Source organism: Mesorhizobium sp. M0894 (genome assembly GCF_040319725.1).
Lineage (GTDB): Bacteria > Pseudomonadota > Alphaproteobacteria > Rhizobiales > Rhizobiaceae > Mesorhizobium.
The window spans coordinates 144,655-157,443 of sequence record NZ_JAMYOG010000002.1; the positions used below are offsets into that span (position 1 = coordinate 144,655).

Genomic DNA, 12,789 nt, shown 5'->3' on the forward strand with positions numbered 1-12,789 from the left:
CCGATGGCCCCCTCAGACCGTGAGATGCGCCGGGATGCGCAGATGCCGGCGAACGACGTCGACGAAAAGCGGATCGCGCTTGGCGGCCCAGACAGCGGCAACATGGCCGATCGCCCAGATGGCAATGCCGACGAGCCAGAGACGCAGCCCCAACCCCACGGCGCCGGCGAGCGTCCCGTTCATGATGGCAATGGCGCGCGGGGCGCCGCCGAGCAGGATCGGCTCGGTCAGCGCGCGGTGCACGAGGACCGTATAGCCCGGCACTGGATAATCCGGCATTGGGCCGCCCTGTTCGACAGCGCCCGCCATCAGACCAGCGCTCCGCCGCCGAACGAGAAGAACGACAGGAAGAAGCTTGACGCCGCGAAAGCGATGGACAGGCCGAACACGATCTGGATGAGCCGGCGGAACCCGCCGGACGTGTCGCCGAAGGCGAGCGTCAGGCCGGTGACGATGATGATGATCACCGCCATGATCTTGGCAACCGGACCCTCGATCGACTGGAGGATCTGTTGCAGCGGCTGTTCCCACGGCATCGACGAGCCGGACGCATGGGCGGGCGCAGCCATCACCAGGAAAAGCGTGGCAACGGAAACGGTCATGGCGAGACGATGGCGCGCGAGGCGCAGGCGTTGGATCACGGATTTTCTCCTTCAGGGCTTTGGATGAGCAAGGTCGGGCTGTCGTCGCCGTCGAGGACGGCTGACGCGACCTGGTAATCACCGTCCGGGCGCAAGCCATCGAAACGGGCGAGTTCGGACAGACGGCGCGCGGAGCCGCGGCCGGAAAGGACGGCGACCAGGTCGATCGTTTCGGCGATCAGCGCGCGCGGGACCGTGACGACGGCTTCCTGGATGAGCTGTTCCATGCGGCGGAGCGCGCCAATGGCGCTGCCGGCGTGGATCGTGCCGAGGCCGCCGGGGTGGCCGGTGCCCCAGGCCTTGAGCAACTCGAGCGCCTCGGCCCCGCGCACCTCGCCGACCGGAATGCGGTCGGGGCGCAGGCGCAGCGATGAGCGAACGAGATCAGATAGAGACGCGACGCCGTCTTTCGTGCGCATTGCCACGAGATTTGGCGCGGCGCATTGCAGTTCGCGCGTATCCTCGATGATGACGACGCGATCGGCGGTCTTGGCCACTTCAGCGAGCAGCGCGTTGATCAGCGTGGTCTTGCCCGTGGATGTGCCGCCTGCAACGAGAATGTTCGCGCGGTTGGCAACGCCCTGGCGCAGCGTGTCCGCCTGCTGCGCCGACATGATCCCGGCCGCGACATAGTCCTCAAGGGTGAAGATGGCGACGGCGGGCTTGCGGATCGCGAAGGCGGGCGCCGCGACGACGGGAGGAAGAAGCCCCTCGAACCTCTCCCCCGTCTCGGGCAGCTCGGCCGAGACACGTGGGGCGCCGGCATGGACTTCGGCACCGACATGATGAGCGACGAGGCGAACGATGCGTTCGCCGTCCGCCGCCGACAGGCGCTCTCCCGTGTCGGATAGGCCCTCGGACAGGCGATCGATCCACAAACGCCCATCGGGGTTGAGCATCACCTCGACGATGCCGGCATCGTCGAGATAGCGCGCGATCGCGGGCCCGAGCGCCGTGCGCAACATGCGTGCACCGCGCGCCAGACCTTCTGAATTGTGTGGTGAAGCTGCCATCCTGTCCCCGTTTCGATCCGGGGGAACATGGACGGCCCCTGGACGGGGATGATTAAGAGAGCCGCATCTCGAGTGGTTTCAACATCTATATCGAGGCGTAGTGGCGTAGCGTGCAAATACAGGAGATTGGCGGTGCCGACGTAAACGGCCGTATTAGACTGCGCATATCACGCCGTACAAAGGCGAATCCGTTGCGACAGCTAGGAGGGTTGCCCAGCGTCTCTTGATTTTGTACCAACCCCATGATCGAAAACATGGAGGCTGATTATGGACGACTACGACAACGAAAAAGGCGCAAAGCCTGAAGACGTGCGCGCCTCGTTGAAGGGATGGGCTTGGTTTATTGCTCTGACGCTCGGGATCTTTGGTGCCGCCTACGCTTGGATTGAGGTCTAAGCGCGCGCCTTAGGTACGGGGCTTAGAGAGCCGACGCTGGCGCGCTGCAACACCGTCGATAGCCTCGAAGTCGCTGCGAAGCCCAGCTGCGAAATTGTCGCCGTAGGTCTGACGAAGGGTGTCCACCTTCGTGTTCCCGTGCTTTTCGCTAATCCTACCGTCCTGGTTGCGGTGGCGCCCATCCAAACCTTGGATAATCAATTGTCCGCTCGCCGGCAAAGCCGTCTGATCAAGCGGCTTCAGCACGAGTTGACCGTCGAGTCTTGTGGCGAACCACCACGTCGACCTTGTAGTCGAGCCGGTCCAGACAGCGAACCAGCCTGTCTATTGAAAACTTACCCGTGCGCCCGGTGGCGATCGCGGAGACGTCGGGCTGTTTCATACCGAGCAGTTCAGCCGACTTCGCCTGGGTCAGGCGCCGGCGCTTGATAATGGCGCGGATCTCGCGGGCCAGCTTGGCCTTGAGCAATTCCTCTTCGGGATTGTCAAAGCCGAGGTCCGCAAACACGTTGCCGCTGCTCACTTCGGCGGTGATGTCTTCCGTCATGACTTTGTTCCTTTTCCATAGTTTTCGCGGTAGTGGGTCTCGGCCGCCTTCAATCGCACTGTAACCAGATCGATTTCGTGCTTGGGTGTCTCCCTGCCCTTCTTCGACTTTTTCTGGAAGCAATGAAGGACGTAGATCACCCCGGCAAAGCGCACGGCATAGACGGCCCGATAGGTATCTCCGTCGAAGTCGTCGACCACCTCGAGGATGCTGCGGCCCCCAAACCCTTTCAGGGCTTTGACAGCCGGGTGCTCCTCACCATTCTGGGCGTCGTTGATTGCGACACCCATCAACCGGCGAACATCGAGCGGAAACTCGCGCAGGTCGCCCTTCGATGATCCCATCCATACCGTGGGCTTTTGGTCTTTCATTCTCCCTTGCCTTATAGCATAGAGACTATAATTTTCAACCAAGAATCCTGACCGAGGCTTGCAAAATCTCAGTCCTCCCGTCCATTTAGCCCACGGGCCTACCGGGCTGGTGTGTGTCCAGGCCGCCATCGATATCCTCGGAGATCTCCTGCCGCAGCTTTGGACCTCTCGCCAGGCGCCGGCCGAGCGCGGTGACGAAGGCATCATAGCGCTCGCCAGCCTTGGCGTGGGCAGCCTGCGCCGCGGGCTCGGGCAAACCCGGTGTTGTCGCTAGCCAGAAGCGGACAAAAACAGCGAGCGTCTCCACGGCAATCGCGACATCGCGCTCCTGGCGTGTCATACGGCGATCGAGCTGGTCGAGCCGCTTGGTGATCGCCGCCTCCTGTCGCTCGGCGGCATCGGGTGAGAGGAACGATTCGATGGCCGCTTCCGCGACGAGCGACCGCGAAAAATCTCGTCGCGCCGCATGCTCGGCCAGCCTGCTCATGACCTTCGGATCGAGATAGACTGACAGGCGTTGTTTGCGGGGTGCCTTTATCATCGGAGCCTCACATATCAACGCCGTCGCCCGGGTCGAGCGACGCCTGCCGCGCAATGCCCTGCATCAGGCGCGTCAATCGACGATTGCGGGCAACATTGTGTTGGTCGGCGTCGTCGAGGTGATCGATCTCGAACTCGTTCTCGGTCGAAGGCTTCACGACCTGCTCGACGCGACTGAGTTCAGGTTGTCGACGACGCTCGGAATCAGTCGTGTCGTCATCCGTGGCCGACGGCTCCAACGTGGCTTCGGCAATCAGCGGACGGGAAGGCAGAGGCAGTTTCGTCCAGTCGTCGGGCCTCCCCTCCTCCGCCGCCGCCGTCAGCACCGGCGGCGGCAAGATACGCTCCCGGAAGCGAGCATCCTCATGATAGCGCGCCTTTTTGGCGCGGATCGGCGGCGCACCCGAGACCATGACGATCTCGTCGGTGGCCGGCAGTTGCATCACTTCGCCCGGCGTGAGCAGCGGGCGAGCCGTCTCGGAACGGGAGACCATGAGATGACCGAGCCACGGCGACAGCCGGTGGCCGGCATAGTTCCTCATGGCCCTCATCTCGGTCGCTGTTCCCAGCGCATCGGACACCCGCTTGGCGGTGCGCTCATCGTTGGTGGCAAAGCTTACCCGGACGTGGCAGTTATCGAGGATCGAGTTGTTGGCGCCGTACGCCCTCTCGATCTGATTGAGGGATTGAGCGATCAGGAAGCTTTTCAGCCCGTAGCCGGCCATGAAGGCGAGCGCAGACTCGAAGAAATCGAGGCGGCCAAGCGCCGGGAACTCGTCGAGCATCAGGAGCAGCCGGTGCCCTTGCGCCCTCACCTGCAGATCTTCGGTCAAGCGGCGACCGATCTGATTGAGGATCAGGCGAATAAGCGGCTTGGTCCGGTTGATGTCGGACGGCGGCACGACGAGGTAGAGCGTCGTCGGATGCTTGTCGTCGACAAGGTCGCTGATGCGCCAGTCGCAGCGGCGCGTGACCTCGGCCACGACAGGATCGCGATAGAGGCCAAGGAACGACATGGCGGTTGACAGCACGCCGGAGCGCTCGTTGTCGGATTTGTTCAAGAGCTCCCGCGCGGCGCTGGCGATGACCGGGTGCGGACCGCCCTCACCCAGATGCGCCGTTTTCATCATCGCGGACAGCGTCGATTCGATCGGACGCTTTGGATCGGAGAGGAACCCGGCGACGCCGGCAAGCGTCTTGTCCATCTCGGCGTAAAGGACGTGCAAGATCGCGCCGACCAGCAGGGCATGGCTGGTTTTCTCCCAATGGTTTCGCCTCTCAAGCGAGCCTTCTGGATCAACCAGGATGTCAGCGATGTTTTGCACGTCGCGGACTTCCCATTCGCCGCGGCGCACCTCGAGCAGCGGGTTGTAGGATGAGGATTTCGGATTGGTTGGATCGAACAGCAGGACACGGCCATGCCTGGCGCGGAAGCCCGCGGTGAGTTGCCAATTCTCGCCCTTGATATCGTGAACGACCGCTGAGCTCGGCCAGGTCAGCAGTGACGGGACGACGAGGCCGACACCCTTGCCCGAACGTGTGGGCGCAAAGCACAGCACATGCTCAGGTCCGTCGTGGCGAAGATAGGCGCCATCATGTCGCCCAAGCACCACGCCGTCGGAGCCGAGAAGCCCCGTTGCCTTGATCTCCTGCTTGTCGGCCCAGCGGGCGGAGCCGTAGGTCTCGACCTTCTTGGCCTCGCGAGCCCTCCAGACCGACATACCGATGGCGACAGCGACGCAGGCGAAACCGCCGGAAGCCGCTATAAAGGCTCCCTCCACGAAGATCGAGGGAGCGTAGGCATCGAAGCCATACCACCACCAGAAGAATGACGGCGGAAGGTAAAACGGAAAGCCCAGGACACGGAACCATGGCCTGCCGAGCTCGGGCTGGAATGCCAGGCGCCAAGCCACCCACTCCGTCGCGCCCCAAGTCGTGAACAGTACGATCGCCAACACGGCGAGGATCTGGCCCCAGAGAATCTTGGTGGCGGACATGGCTGTGGTCCTTTCTTCAAATTCAGTTTAGAGGCCGAGGCCTCGCTTGCGGCCAAAACTCCAGTCGATGCCGCCGTCAATGCGAACGACGCCAGAGACGTGGCGGCCAAGATGTTTTTCCAGGGACGGCGTCCAGGGCACCAGTTGGAAACCGAGGCCGTCATCGATCATGGCGAAGCGGCCGGACGCGAGCGTGAAACGTTGCCGGTAGGAACCGGCCACAAACTCACAACTGCGAACGCGGTTGAACGGCTGGCCGGTTTCGGCCGAGAGCTTTTCGCCGAGCGTCTCCAACTCGCGGCGACGCAGCGTGTCGATCAGGTTGCGGGTGAAGGTTGTGCGTTGGCCATGCCGCTCGCCGAGGCCCTGTTCGACGAGGTGGTCGGCGCGGCGCTGCATCGCCTGCCGCACCTCGGCGCCGAAGCCGCCTTCGGATAGCGCAATCGGTTCGCGGGCGATATTCTGGCGGTCAAGCCAGGTTGCGCCGGCGGCGATAACCTGCTGCTCAATGTTGAGATCGGAACGGACAGCGAGTGCTGCGCGTCCATGTCCCTGCGCGTCATGGAACCTGCGCAGCTCGACGATCGAACCCGGAGCGCTGTCGCCGGCGGCGTCGAGGTCGAACAGCTTGATGTGATGTGTGCGGCCGTCGGTGCCATCGACCACGGCGTAGGCGCTGCCCTTCAGTTCATCATCGAGACCGCGGTCGACCAGCCGACCCACGATCGGCGTGTCTAGGCGCTCCGCCGCCAGCACATAGGTCGCCGATCCGCGCTCGATGCCCTGTTCTGTCAAGGCGCGGTGCATCCGCTTGATGATGTCGCCGCGTTCGCCAAGCTCGCGCAGCGTCGCCTCGGCCTTTTCGTCGATCATCCATTGGCCTGGGCCGACCTGTTCGGCAAGGCCAAGGGTTTCGAGCATGCGCACCCGCCCGACCTTCAGCACGTGATACTCGTCGGGCTGAGCGTTCGCCGGGGACGCAAGATCGACAACGCCGGTGTCGCGGCCATCGCGAACAAGCTGCCGGTCAAGCTGGGTCCAACGTTCGGCCTCGACCTGACGCTGCAGATTGCGGCGGATGTCGAGATCGGTGCGCGGGCCAAGCTCCTGGGTGACGAGGTCGGCGGCGCGGGCGCGCATCCCCTCCTTGATGTAATCGCGGGAGATCACAAGATCCTGCCCGTCATCAGTCTGGCCGCGCAGGATGATGTGAAGGTGCGGATTGTCGGTGTTCCAGTGATCGACGCCGGCCCAATCGAGTTTTGTGCCGAGGTCCTTTTCCATCTGCCCCATCAGATCGCGGGCGAAGGATTTGAGGTCCGCCATGTGGACGGCATCTTCCGGCGAGACGATGAAGCGGAAGTGGTGCCGATCATCGCCACACCGCGCGGCGAAGGCACCGCCATCCACCTCCCCGGCCTCCGGCCCAAACAGCCTTGCCTTCTCCCCGTCACGGGTGACGCCCTCGCGGCGCAGATAGCTGAGATGGGCGGCAAGCGGCGCGCCGCGCGCGTGATGGCGCACCAGCCGTGTCTTGATGATCACGGTGCGCGAGCGGCTGGTGAGGAGACGATTGGCGCGCACGCTCGCCGAGCGGCCACGCCCGAACGTCGAGCGATTGCCCGGACTGATCCGGCCGGAGCGAGAGATGCGGGCGCCGGCCTTTTGCGCGGCGGCAAGCGCCTGCGCGATGAAGGGCCTGGCGCGCTGGGTGCCTGACGAGCGGATGCGGCCGGGGCGGATTCGAAGATCGTCCTCGCCAGTCATCTAAAGAGATCCGCACATCGTGCCAAGGCACGGAAATCACGGGAAAATCGGTGTTCTGGCGCGGTGCGCCGCCGGCTAGCACCTCGCGGAAATGCTGCATAACCTATTGAAACAACACGACCGACCGCCGCCGCACCTCGCGGCCTTTTATCTCGCCATCTTCCGGTTGTTCGGTTGTTCTGCACACCTTCCGCCTCCATCCACGCCACGGTGCGCTGGTGCTCGCGGTTGCGCGAAGACGCCCAGGCGCGCTCATGGCTGGATCCCTTCGCCCGCTCGCGCCACGAAGAGGCCTTCGGACAGCGGCACGATGGCGGAGACATCGCGCACGGTGGGTGCGGAGCTCGCGTCATTTGGTGGCCGTTCGGTCGGCACGAGAGCGACAGCTTGCATGCGATCCGGCTGACCGACGAAGAGCGAGCCGTGCTTCCACGGAATGGCCTCGACAGACGTAACGGCGAAAGGGCGCATACCCCCGCTTTCACCGATCAGGGGGGCTAGTGCTGCGACATAGGCGCGGGTCTCGGCCGGTAACGGACGCCCAGTGAGGTAGGCTTGGTAGCGTGCAGGTCCCGCGTTGTACGCGGCCAGAAATCCTGGCGAGCCGAAGCGTTCGTGCAGTTCGCGCAGATACGCCGTTCCGGCCAGGATGTTGTCCCGGGGATCGAATGGATCGCGGCCAAGCGACCAGCGGGCGCGCAGATCATCCCATGTGCCGGGCATGATCTGCATCAGGCCGCGGGCGCCTGCGCTGGACACGGCGCGCACATCGCCCGCACTCTCCTTGCGCATGATGGCGCGTATCAACGCGGTCGGAACGCCAAAGCGGTGCGAGGCTTCTGCGATATGCGCGCCGAACGGATCGCGTTGGGACGACCGTGGGACGGCCAGGTCCTGCGCCACTGTCGCCGCCGGCATGACGGTCGCGACGGACAGGCCGCAAAGGAGGAGCAGAGCCATGCGCCGGGCAGCACGGAACGGCCCGGGCGCATCGCGATGGCTCGTCGACGGACGGCGAGCGCGCATCGTTCAATCCTTCTCGCTGCGGTCGCGCGGCCGCGCCCAGTGCAGCGACCAGGAGGTTTTGTCGTCGCCATTGCGAAAGAGGTTCGCGCGTATCGGCTGCGCGAAGGTCGGGTCGTCGAGCTGGATCGAGACATAGTCTCCGGCCTTTTCGCTGAAGCGTTTCCAACCGGCGCCAATCTCGGGGCCGTCCTCGTTTCCGGCGTGAATGCGGTAGTCAGGCGCATTCTCCGTTTCGCTCGCCTCTGCCGCCAGCACGGCGATATCCAGGTTGAGACTGAGCGTGTGGATGCGCCCGCTATAGCCAGTCTTCTGGCGCGTGAACTCTCCAATCTGTTGCATATCAGGCTCCTGTTTTTCAGTGGTGCGGTGATGAAGGCTAGCGCCACGACGCGCGCCGCCGGTCGCGCGCTCACCGCGTTGGCGCGCGCCATTCGAAGCGTCCGTTGCCGCCCTCGTCCGTCCACAGCGGGACGGCGCGGCCGATGATCTGGCTAGTGGAGAGGAGGCCGAAGTAACGTCCGTCGAGGCTGTCGCGGACCTGCCAGTTCATCAGGAAGACTTCCCCGGTCGAGACGCGGCGGCAGCCCTTCCAGACCGGCAGGTCTCGGCCGGCCCGATCACGCTCGAGCGCCGCGCCCGCCTCGATACCATCGACAGTGATGGTGAGGTTCGAGCGACAGACACGTTGCCCGGAAACGCCACGGATGCGCTTCAGGAGTGGCACGCCCCTCGGCAGATAGCCGCGATCGGCGAGGAACGCGGCGAGTGGCTCAGGCGCGTCGACGGCCACAAGATCGGTGACCTCGAACGGTCCGTGGAAGTCGATCGTGTACAAGCCGATCGGTGCGCTAGCTGACGCATTCCAGATCAGCGTCGTGGGCATCGAAGTGAGGCCGGGATAGCCGACGCCGATGGATGCGAGAACGCTAGCGAGGATGATCCCGGCGCGCGTCACGGCTCGGTCCTCTTGCGCAGCAGGAAGGCGCGATGTTGGTCGAGTGTGTAGCTGCGCGGCGTGTGGCCGGCGGTTATCCGGTTGTGGATGTGCCGCCAATGATCGGGCGACACCAACTCCGGCTCGATGTCGAGGCGCTGGATGGCGTCGATCGCCTGCAGCACGCGCTCGACCTTGGGCCAGCTCTCGACCTTCAGAAGGATGTCGCCGCCGGGGCGCACGAAGGGCAGTGTCTGATAGGCTTCGCCACGTGCGACCGCACGCACGATGTCGATGCGTGAGATGATCGTTCCGAAGTCGTTCGCGGCCCAGCGAACGAACGCGAAGACCGTACCGGGGCGATAAGACAGGATGCGTCGGCGACGATCAACGATCTGTTCGTGGGCGTGGGTGCCGAACCGTATCCAGTTCTCTTGTCTCTTCTCGACCCAGGTCAGTTCGACATGGACGAGATTGTCGGAGGGGTGGTGCGTGGCCGGGAACGCGCCGCGCATGCGGGGAGCCGCGATGCCAGTCATTTCGGTTCTCCTGATGTGGTGGGAAATTCGCGCGCGAGGCTCGCGCGCAGCATGTCGGCGACGGTGACGTTGTGCTGGAAAGCGGCGATGCGGTCGCGCACCTGCGGCGTCATATCGGTGGTCGGGCGCACGACGAACGTCGCGAACTGATTTCCCTTGCAGATCAATTCACCGGCGAGAAGCAGGGTCAAAGTTGCCTTGCCGACACGGCTCTTTCGATTGAGGAGTGCGGCGATCATCGGGTGGCTCCCGAGCGCGGATCAAGAGGCGGATTCGGGGCTTCGGAGACGCTGGTTGCCGTGTTGCGACCGCCAGAAACCGTCGACGTGTTCGGGGTCTTGTTGGTGGTTACGCTGAGTGCGTCGCTGGCTCGCCGGACGAGCCTCTGCACATCGCGCGTACGCACTTCAAGGTTAGATTCTGGGTTAGAGTCTAAGTTAAGGGCGCGATTTCGGCTTTGCTTTCCTAGGGTTAGGCCCCGTTTGGGTTCCCGATAGCACGAGCCCGCGGTTCCCGATGGCACGATAGGTCCGGTTCCCGATAGCACGATGCCGTCCACAGGCTCTCCACAGGAGGTGATCCGCTCGAAAGCGAGCAGCGTCCGGCCGCCCATCTCCACTTCGAGGAAGAGCGTGTAGCCGGGCAGCGGCTGGCGGCGGATGATGTCGCGCAACTCGAAGGCAAAGCGCTTGTAGGGCGACAGGCTGCCGGATTTCTGGTGAAGGTGGCGGAAGTCGAAGCGCCAGCCATCGCGCTGGCGTCCGCCATGCTTGCGTACAAGCCGATAGAGCCAGCGATCCAGCCCGCCAGTGAGGTCGAAATAGGCGCGATCAATCGTCAGCACGAGCGCATCATCGAGGACCGCCTGGTAGAACCAGTCGGGGACGATCAACTCGATCCCCGCGGGTTTGCCATGGCGGTCGATGCGCTCCTGCCACTCATTGATCCATGAGAAGCGGTGACGCCGGCCCTCGGCGGGCTGACGAATTGTCGTCGAGACGGTGGTCGACTGCAGCCGATCAAGCGCCGCCTTCAGGCGCTGATAGTCGCGCAGGCTCTTGCCTCGGCCGACGAAGGTGAGAATCTCATAGGGCGTGGCGGCCATCAGCCGCGAGGTGCGAAGCCCGGTGTCACGCGCCTCGACGATCTGGCTGGCGGCCCAGATCAGGATGTCGGCGTCCCAGATGGTCGCCATGCCGTGATCGGGTACGGCCTCGACCCGGATCGTGACGTTGCCGGCCGCAAAATCGATCGGGGCGATGCGATGCGTCTTGGAAAGGGAGAAGAACGGATAGGCCATGAGATCCTGCGCGTCTCGTGGGGCGAAGTCGCCAGGCAGCGCTCGGAACAGGTTGAGCTGCCCGCGCTCCGAAAGGGATTGGTTTCGCGCCACCATTGGAAATCCGCGCGCGGTCAGCGTGCGTATCGTCCGCCATGCGCCGGCGGCGTCGGTGTGTGACGCTTGGCGGGCAGGACCAACCCACGCGGATCGGATGTAGAGGTGACAGCGCCGCGTTCGGCCCAAGCCTGAAGATCGTCGACGGCATAGACGACACGGCCGCCGAGCTTGCGGTAGGAAGGACCAGTGCCATAGGTCCGGTGCTTTTCGAGCGTACGGGCGGACAGGCTGAGGAAATCCGCGGCTTCCTTGGTGCGCAGGAAGCGCGGCGGCAAAACGGCGATATCGGGTCGCATGGGTCGGACCTCCGTGGGGTTTTGGGCAGCCGCTGGCGTTCAGCGGTGGACGGCGACCACGGTGGCGGAGAATGGGTTTCGCAAGGGATGGGGAAGTTGAGGGGGGCTAAAATCCCACCCCCTCTCCCGTGTCGCAACCGCTACGATCGGCGGCGATGACGCAGGATCTGCAAATAGCCGCCGCCAATCATGGCGGTGGCGCCTTCGACGAGGCCGATCACCGCGTCGCGCAGCGCGGAGGTTTTCCAAGGATCGGCAGCGACGCGCTTAGACCCGTAAAGCGCGACGGCAATGTCGCGGTAGCTCGCGCCATTCGAGTGGCCGTCAGCGGCTTGTATCATCAGTCGAAAGCGGCGGCGCTGCTGCGGGGTCATCCGCGTGTCCGAAGGTGTGGGGCGCCCCTGCAAGGAACGCCAGAAGCGGGTGAGTGCTTCGATCCGTCCCAACGTCTCTGCATCCAATGGGATCAGCGCCGCCAGGTGGCCGTGCGGGTCACTGCCGGGCAGAAGGAGAAGTTGGGTCGCGACACCTGCACTGTGGACAATGTGACGTCCTTCGGGGCTGTCGTGGACCACGCCCAGGCCGGTCAAAGGCGCCGATCGCAAGGAAGACAAGAATTCCGGCGCCGGCACGAGAGAAACCACAGCTGGATCGACGTCAGGCGACCAGAAAACGTCTTGCGCCAAGGCGGACAAATCCGGCCTGGCAGGGAAATCGTAACCCCCACAGCCGCTGTGTCTCAGGGTGGAAGGGTGCTTTTTCGGCTCTTGTGGTCAGGAGCGCTTGGTAGTGCCGTTGATAGGGTTCGTGACGCCGCAGACATTCCCAGGCGAGCCCTTCGACGGGTAATGTATCGAAATAATCATAGCTGGCATTGTCTCGCCAGTGCGACGTATCCGGCCTCATCCAAGAGCTCCTCGCAAACAACGCGTAGACCCCGCCTCCAAACGATTCCGGGTTGTAGCGATTGGCGGAAGACCCTTGCCGGGCATCGGGTGATGCCACTTCGGCATCACCCGCGAACCACAGGCGCTGTGGTGCTAGTTGCCGGGTCGACGCAAGAGATGACGGTAGCCTGCACGCGCCATCCAGCGCGCTCGCGCCAGATGGCTGTCGTGGATGCGCCGGGCGCGTTGTGGCTCCTTCGTCAGATCAATGCCGAAGAGGATTTCGACCACCTCGCGCCAGTCCGCGCCGTCGTCGGCGGCGTCAAGCAGGCGCATATAGAGCTTGACGTGTTCCCGATCGTATTCGGTGAGTTCGTCACTGGTCGGCGCGGTTTCGTCAAACGGCTCGATCATCGCTTGCCTCGTCTTCACAGAG

19 protein-coding genes are annotated in these 12,789 nt (G+C 64.0%); 1 reads left to right on the top strand and 18 read right to left on the bottom strand.

From position 1 onward, the window contains the following. Positions 1–12: 12 nt before the first annotated feature. From NKH91_RS03980 to trbB, 3 genes are read right to left on the bottom strand one after another with little or no spacing between them, the layout of a single operon-like run. Entirely contained in the window at positions 13–309 is a 297-nt protein-coding gene (locus tag NKH91_RS03980) for a VirB3 family type IV secretion system protein (RefSeq protein WP_352883469.1), read from the bottom strand. Then, on the bottom strand, positions 309–602 hold the full coding sequence (locus NKH91_RS03985; protein WP_352815276.1) for a TrbC/VirB2 family type IV secretion system protein: 294 nt from the start codon (positions 600–602) through the stop codon (positions 309–311). The genes NKH91_RS03980 and NKH91_RS03985 overlap by 1 nt, the downstream gene beginning before the upstream one ends. 35 nt (positions 603–637) lie before the next feature. Then, positions 638–1,654 carry a P-type conjugative transfer ATPase TrbB gene (gene trbB, locus NKH91_RS03990; RefSeq protein WP_352883471.1) on the bottom strand — a complete coding sequence of 339 codons (1,017 nt, stop codon included), beginning with the start codon at positions 1,652–1,654 and terminating at the stop codon, positions 638–640. A 267-nt stretch (positions 1,655–1,921) separates the two neighbouring features. Here trbB and NKH91_RS03995 point away from each other — a divergent pair, with 267 nt between their 5' ends. Continuing rightward, a complete protein-coding gene (locus NKH91_RS03995) occupies positions 1,922–2,050 on the top strand; it encodes a hypothetical protein (protein WP_023694925.1) in 129 nt (42 codons plus the stop codon). A 229-nt stretch (positions 2,051–2,279) separates the two neighbouring features. On the opposite strand, the gene NKH91_RS04000 is transcribed toward NKH91_RS03995, so the two are convergent. The 15 genes from NKH91_RS04000 to NKH91_RS04070 form a co-directional block, all read right to left on the bottom strand. Further along, on the bottom strand, positions 2,280–2,597 hold the full coding sequence (locus tag NKH91_RS04000; RefSeq protein WP_023685975.1) for a helix-turn-helix domain-containing protein: 318 nt from the start codon (positions 2,595–2,597) through the stop codon (positions 2,280–2,282). Beyond that, complete coding sequence (locus NKH91_RS04005) at positions 2,594–2,968, bottom strand: type II toxin-antitoxin system RelE/ParE family toxin (RefSeq protein WP_502898967.1); 375 nt, start codon at positions 2,966–2,968, stop codon at positions 2,594–2,596. The genes NKH91_RS04000 and NKH91_RS04005 overlap by 4 nt, the downstream gene beginning before the upstream one ends. A gap of 85 nt (positions 2,969–3,053) precedes the next feature. Beyond that, positions 3,054–3,509, bottom strand: a complete 456-nt coding sequence (locus NKH91_RS04010; protein WP_352883474.1) for a CopG family transcriptional regulator — start codon at positions 3,507–3,509, stop codon at positions 3,054–3,056. 7 nt (positions 3,510–3,516) lie between these two features. Then, on the bottom strand, positions 3,517–5,505 hold the full coding sequence (locus NKH91_RS04015) for a conjugal transfer protein TraG (protein ID WP_352883476.1): 1,989 nt from the start codon (positions 5,503–5,505) through the stop codon (positions 3,517–3,519). Positions 5,506–5,532: 27 nt separating this feature from the next. Beyond that, positions 5,533–7,272 carry a relaxase/mobilization nuclease domain-containing protein gene (locus NKH91_RS04020; protein ID WP_352883479.1) on the bottom strand — a complete coding sequence of 580 codons (1,740 nt, stop codon included), beginning with the start codon at positions 7,270–7,272 and terminating at the stop codon, positions 5,533–5,535. 252 nt (positions 7,273–7,524) lie between these two features. Further along, complete coding sequence (locus tag NKH91_RS04025) at positions 7,525–8,298, bottom strand: lytic transglycosylase domain-containing protein (RefSeq protein WP_352883481.1); 774 nt, start codon at positions 8,296–8,298, stop codon at positions 7,525–7,527. 3 nt (positions 8,299–8,301) lie between these two features. Continuing rightward, positions 8,302–8,637, bottom strand: coding sequence for a DUF736 domain-containing protein (locus tag NKH91_RS04030; protein WP_352883483.1), 336 nt, complete (start codon positions 8,635–8,637; stop codon positions 8,302–8,304). Positions 8,638–8,707: 70 nt separating this feature from the next. After that, a complete protein-coding gene (locus NKH91_RS04035; RefSeq protein WP_352883485.1) occupies positions 8,708–9,253 on the bottom strand; it encodes a S26 family signal peptidase in 546 nt (181 codons plus the stop codon). Further along, entirely contained in the window at positions 9,250–9,771 is a 522-nt protein-coding gene (locus NKH91_RS04040; RefSeq protein ID WP_352883487.1) for a DUF2840 domain-containing protein, read from the bottom strand. Before NKH91_RS04040 ends, NKH91_RS04035 begins: the two co-directional genes overlap by 4 nt. Continuing rightward, the gene (locus NKH91_RS04045) at positions 9,768–10,010 is read right to left on the bottom strand and encodes a hypothetical protein (protein ID WP_352883490.1); all 243 of its coding nucleotides are present in this window, start codon (positions 10,008–10,010) and stop codon (positions 9,768–9,770) included. Before NKH91_RS04045 ends, NKH91_RS04040 begins: the two co-directional genes overlap by 4 nt. Beyond that, the gene (locus tag NKH91_RS04050; RefSeq protein ID WP_352883493.1) at positions 10,007–11,167 is read right to left on the bottom strand and encodes a replication initiator protein A; all 1,161 of its coding nucleotides are present in this window, start codon (positions 11,165–11,167) and stop codon (positions 10,007–10,009) included. The genes NKH91_RS04045 and NKH91_RS04050 overlap by 4 nt, the downstream gene beginning before the upstream one ends. A gap of 17 nt (positions 11,168–11,184) precedes the next feature. Beyond that, the gene (locus tag NKH91_RS04055; protein ID WP_352677189.1) at positions 11,185–11,466 is read right to left on the bottom strand and encodes a helix-turn-helix transcriptional regulator; all 282 of its coding nucleotides are present in this window, start codon (positions 11,464–11,466) and stop codon (positions 11,185–11,187) included. Positions 11,467–11,606: 140 nt separating this feature from the next. Next, positions 11,607–12,152 carry a DUF2285 domain-containing protein gene (locus tag NKH91_RS04060; RefSeq protein WP_352677188.1) on the bottom strand — a complete coding sequence of 182 codons (546 nt, stop codon included), beginning with the start codon at positions 12,150–12,152 and terminating at the stop codon, positions 11,607–11,609. Beyond that, on the bottom strand, positions 12,124–12,372 hold the full coding sequence (locus tag NKH91_RS04065; protein WP_352883497.1) for a transcriptional regulator domain-containing protein: 249 nt from the start codon (positions 12,370–12,372) through the stop codon (positions 12,124–12,126). Before NKH91_RS04065 ends, NKH91_RS04060 begins: the two co-directional genes overlap by 29 nt. 134 nt (positions 12,373–12,506) lie before the next feature. Then, a complete protein-coding gene (locus tag NKH91_RS04070; protein WP_023715497.1) occupies positions 12,507–12,767 on the bottom strand; it encodes a DNA -binding domain-containing protein in 261 nt (86 codons plus the stop codon). Between the last annotated feature and the right edge of the window lie 22 nt (positions 12,768–12,789).

Coding starts and splice junctions, on each gene's coding strand:
- NKH91_RS04070 (WP_023715497.1), bottom strand. CDS start 12,767: ATGATCGAGCCGTTTGACGAAACCGCGCCGACCAGTGACGAACTCACC.
- NKH91_RS04055 (WP_352677189.1), bottom strand. CDS start 11,466: ATGCGACCCGATATCGCCGTTTTGCCGCCGCGCTTCCTGCGCACCAAG.
- NKH91_RS03980 (WP_352883469.1), bottom strand. CDS start 309: ATGGCGGGCGCTGTCGAACAGGGCGGCCCAATGCCGGATTATCCAGTG.
- NKH91_RS04050 (WP_352883493.1), bottom strand. CDS start 11,167: ATGGTGGCGCGAAACCAATCCCTTTCGGAGCGCGGGCAGCTCAACCTG.
- NKH91_RS04010 (WP_352883474.1), bottom strand. CDS start 3,509: ATGATAAAGGCACCCCGCAAACAACGCCTGTCAGTCTATCTCGATCCG.
- NKH91_RS04005 (WP_502898967.1), bottom strand. CDS start 2,968: ATGAAAGACCAAAAGCCCACGGTATGGATGGGATCATCGAAGGGCGAC.
- trbB (WP_352883471.1), bottom strand. CDS start 1,654: ATGGCAGCTTCACCACACAATTCAGAAGGTCTGGCGCGCGGTGCACGC.
- NKH91_RS04065 (WP_352883497.1), bottom strand. CDS start 12,372: ATGAGGCCGGATACGTCGCACTGGCGAGACAATGCCAGCTATGATTAT.
- NKH91_RS04040 (WP_352883487.1), bottom strand. CDS start 9,771: ATGACTGGCATCGCGGCTCCCCGCATGCGCGGCGCGTTCCCGGCCACG.
- NKH91_RS04015 (WP_352883476.1), bottom strand. CDS start 5,505: ATGTCCGCCACCAAGATTCTCTGGGGCCAGATCCTCGCCGTGTTGGCG.
- NKH91_RS04025 (WP_352883481.1), bottom strand. CDS start 8,298: ATGCGCGCTCGCCGTCCGTCGACGAGCCATCGCGATGCGCCCGGGCCG.
- NKH91_RS03985 (WP_352815276.1), bottom strand. CDS start 602: ATGACCGTTTCCGTTGCCACGCTTTTCCTGGTGATGGCTGCGCCCGCC.
- NKH91_RS03995 (WP_023694925.1), top strand. CDS start 1,922: ATGGACGACTACGACAACGAAAAAGGCGCAAAGCCTGAAGACGTGCGC.
- NKH91_RS04020 (WP_352883479.1), bottom strand. CDS start 7,272: ATGACTGGCGAGGACGATCTTCGAATCCGCCCCGGCCGCATCCGCTCG.
- NKH91_RS04030 (WP_352883483.1), bottom strand. CDS start 8,637: ATGCAACAGATTGGAGAGTTCACGCGCCAGAAGACTGGCTATAGCGGG.
- NKH91_RS04045 (WP_352883490.1), bottom strand. CDS start 10,010: ATGATCGCCGCACTCCTCAATCGAAAGAGCCGTGTCGGCAAGGCAACT.
- NKH91_RS04000 (WP_023685975.1), bottom strand. CDS start 2,597: ATGACGGAAGACATCACCGCCGAAGTGAGCAGCGGCAACGTGTTTGCG.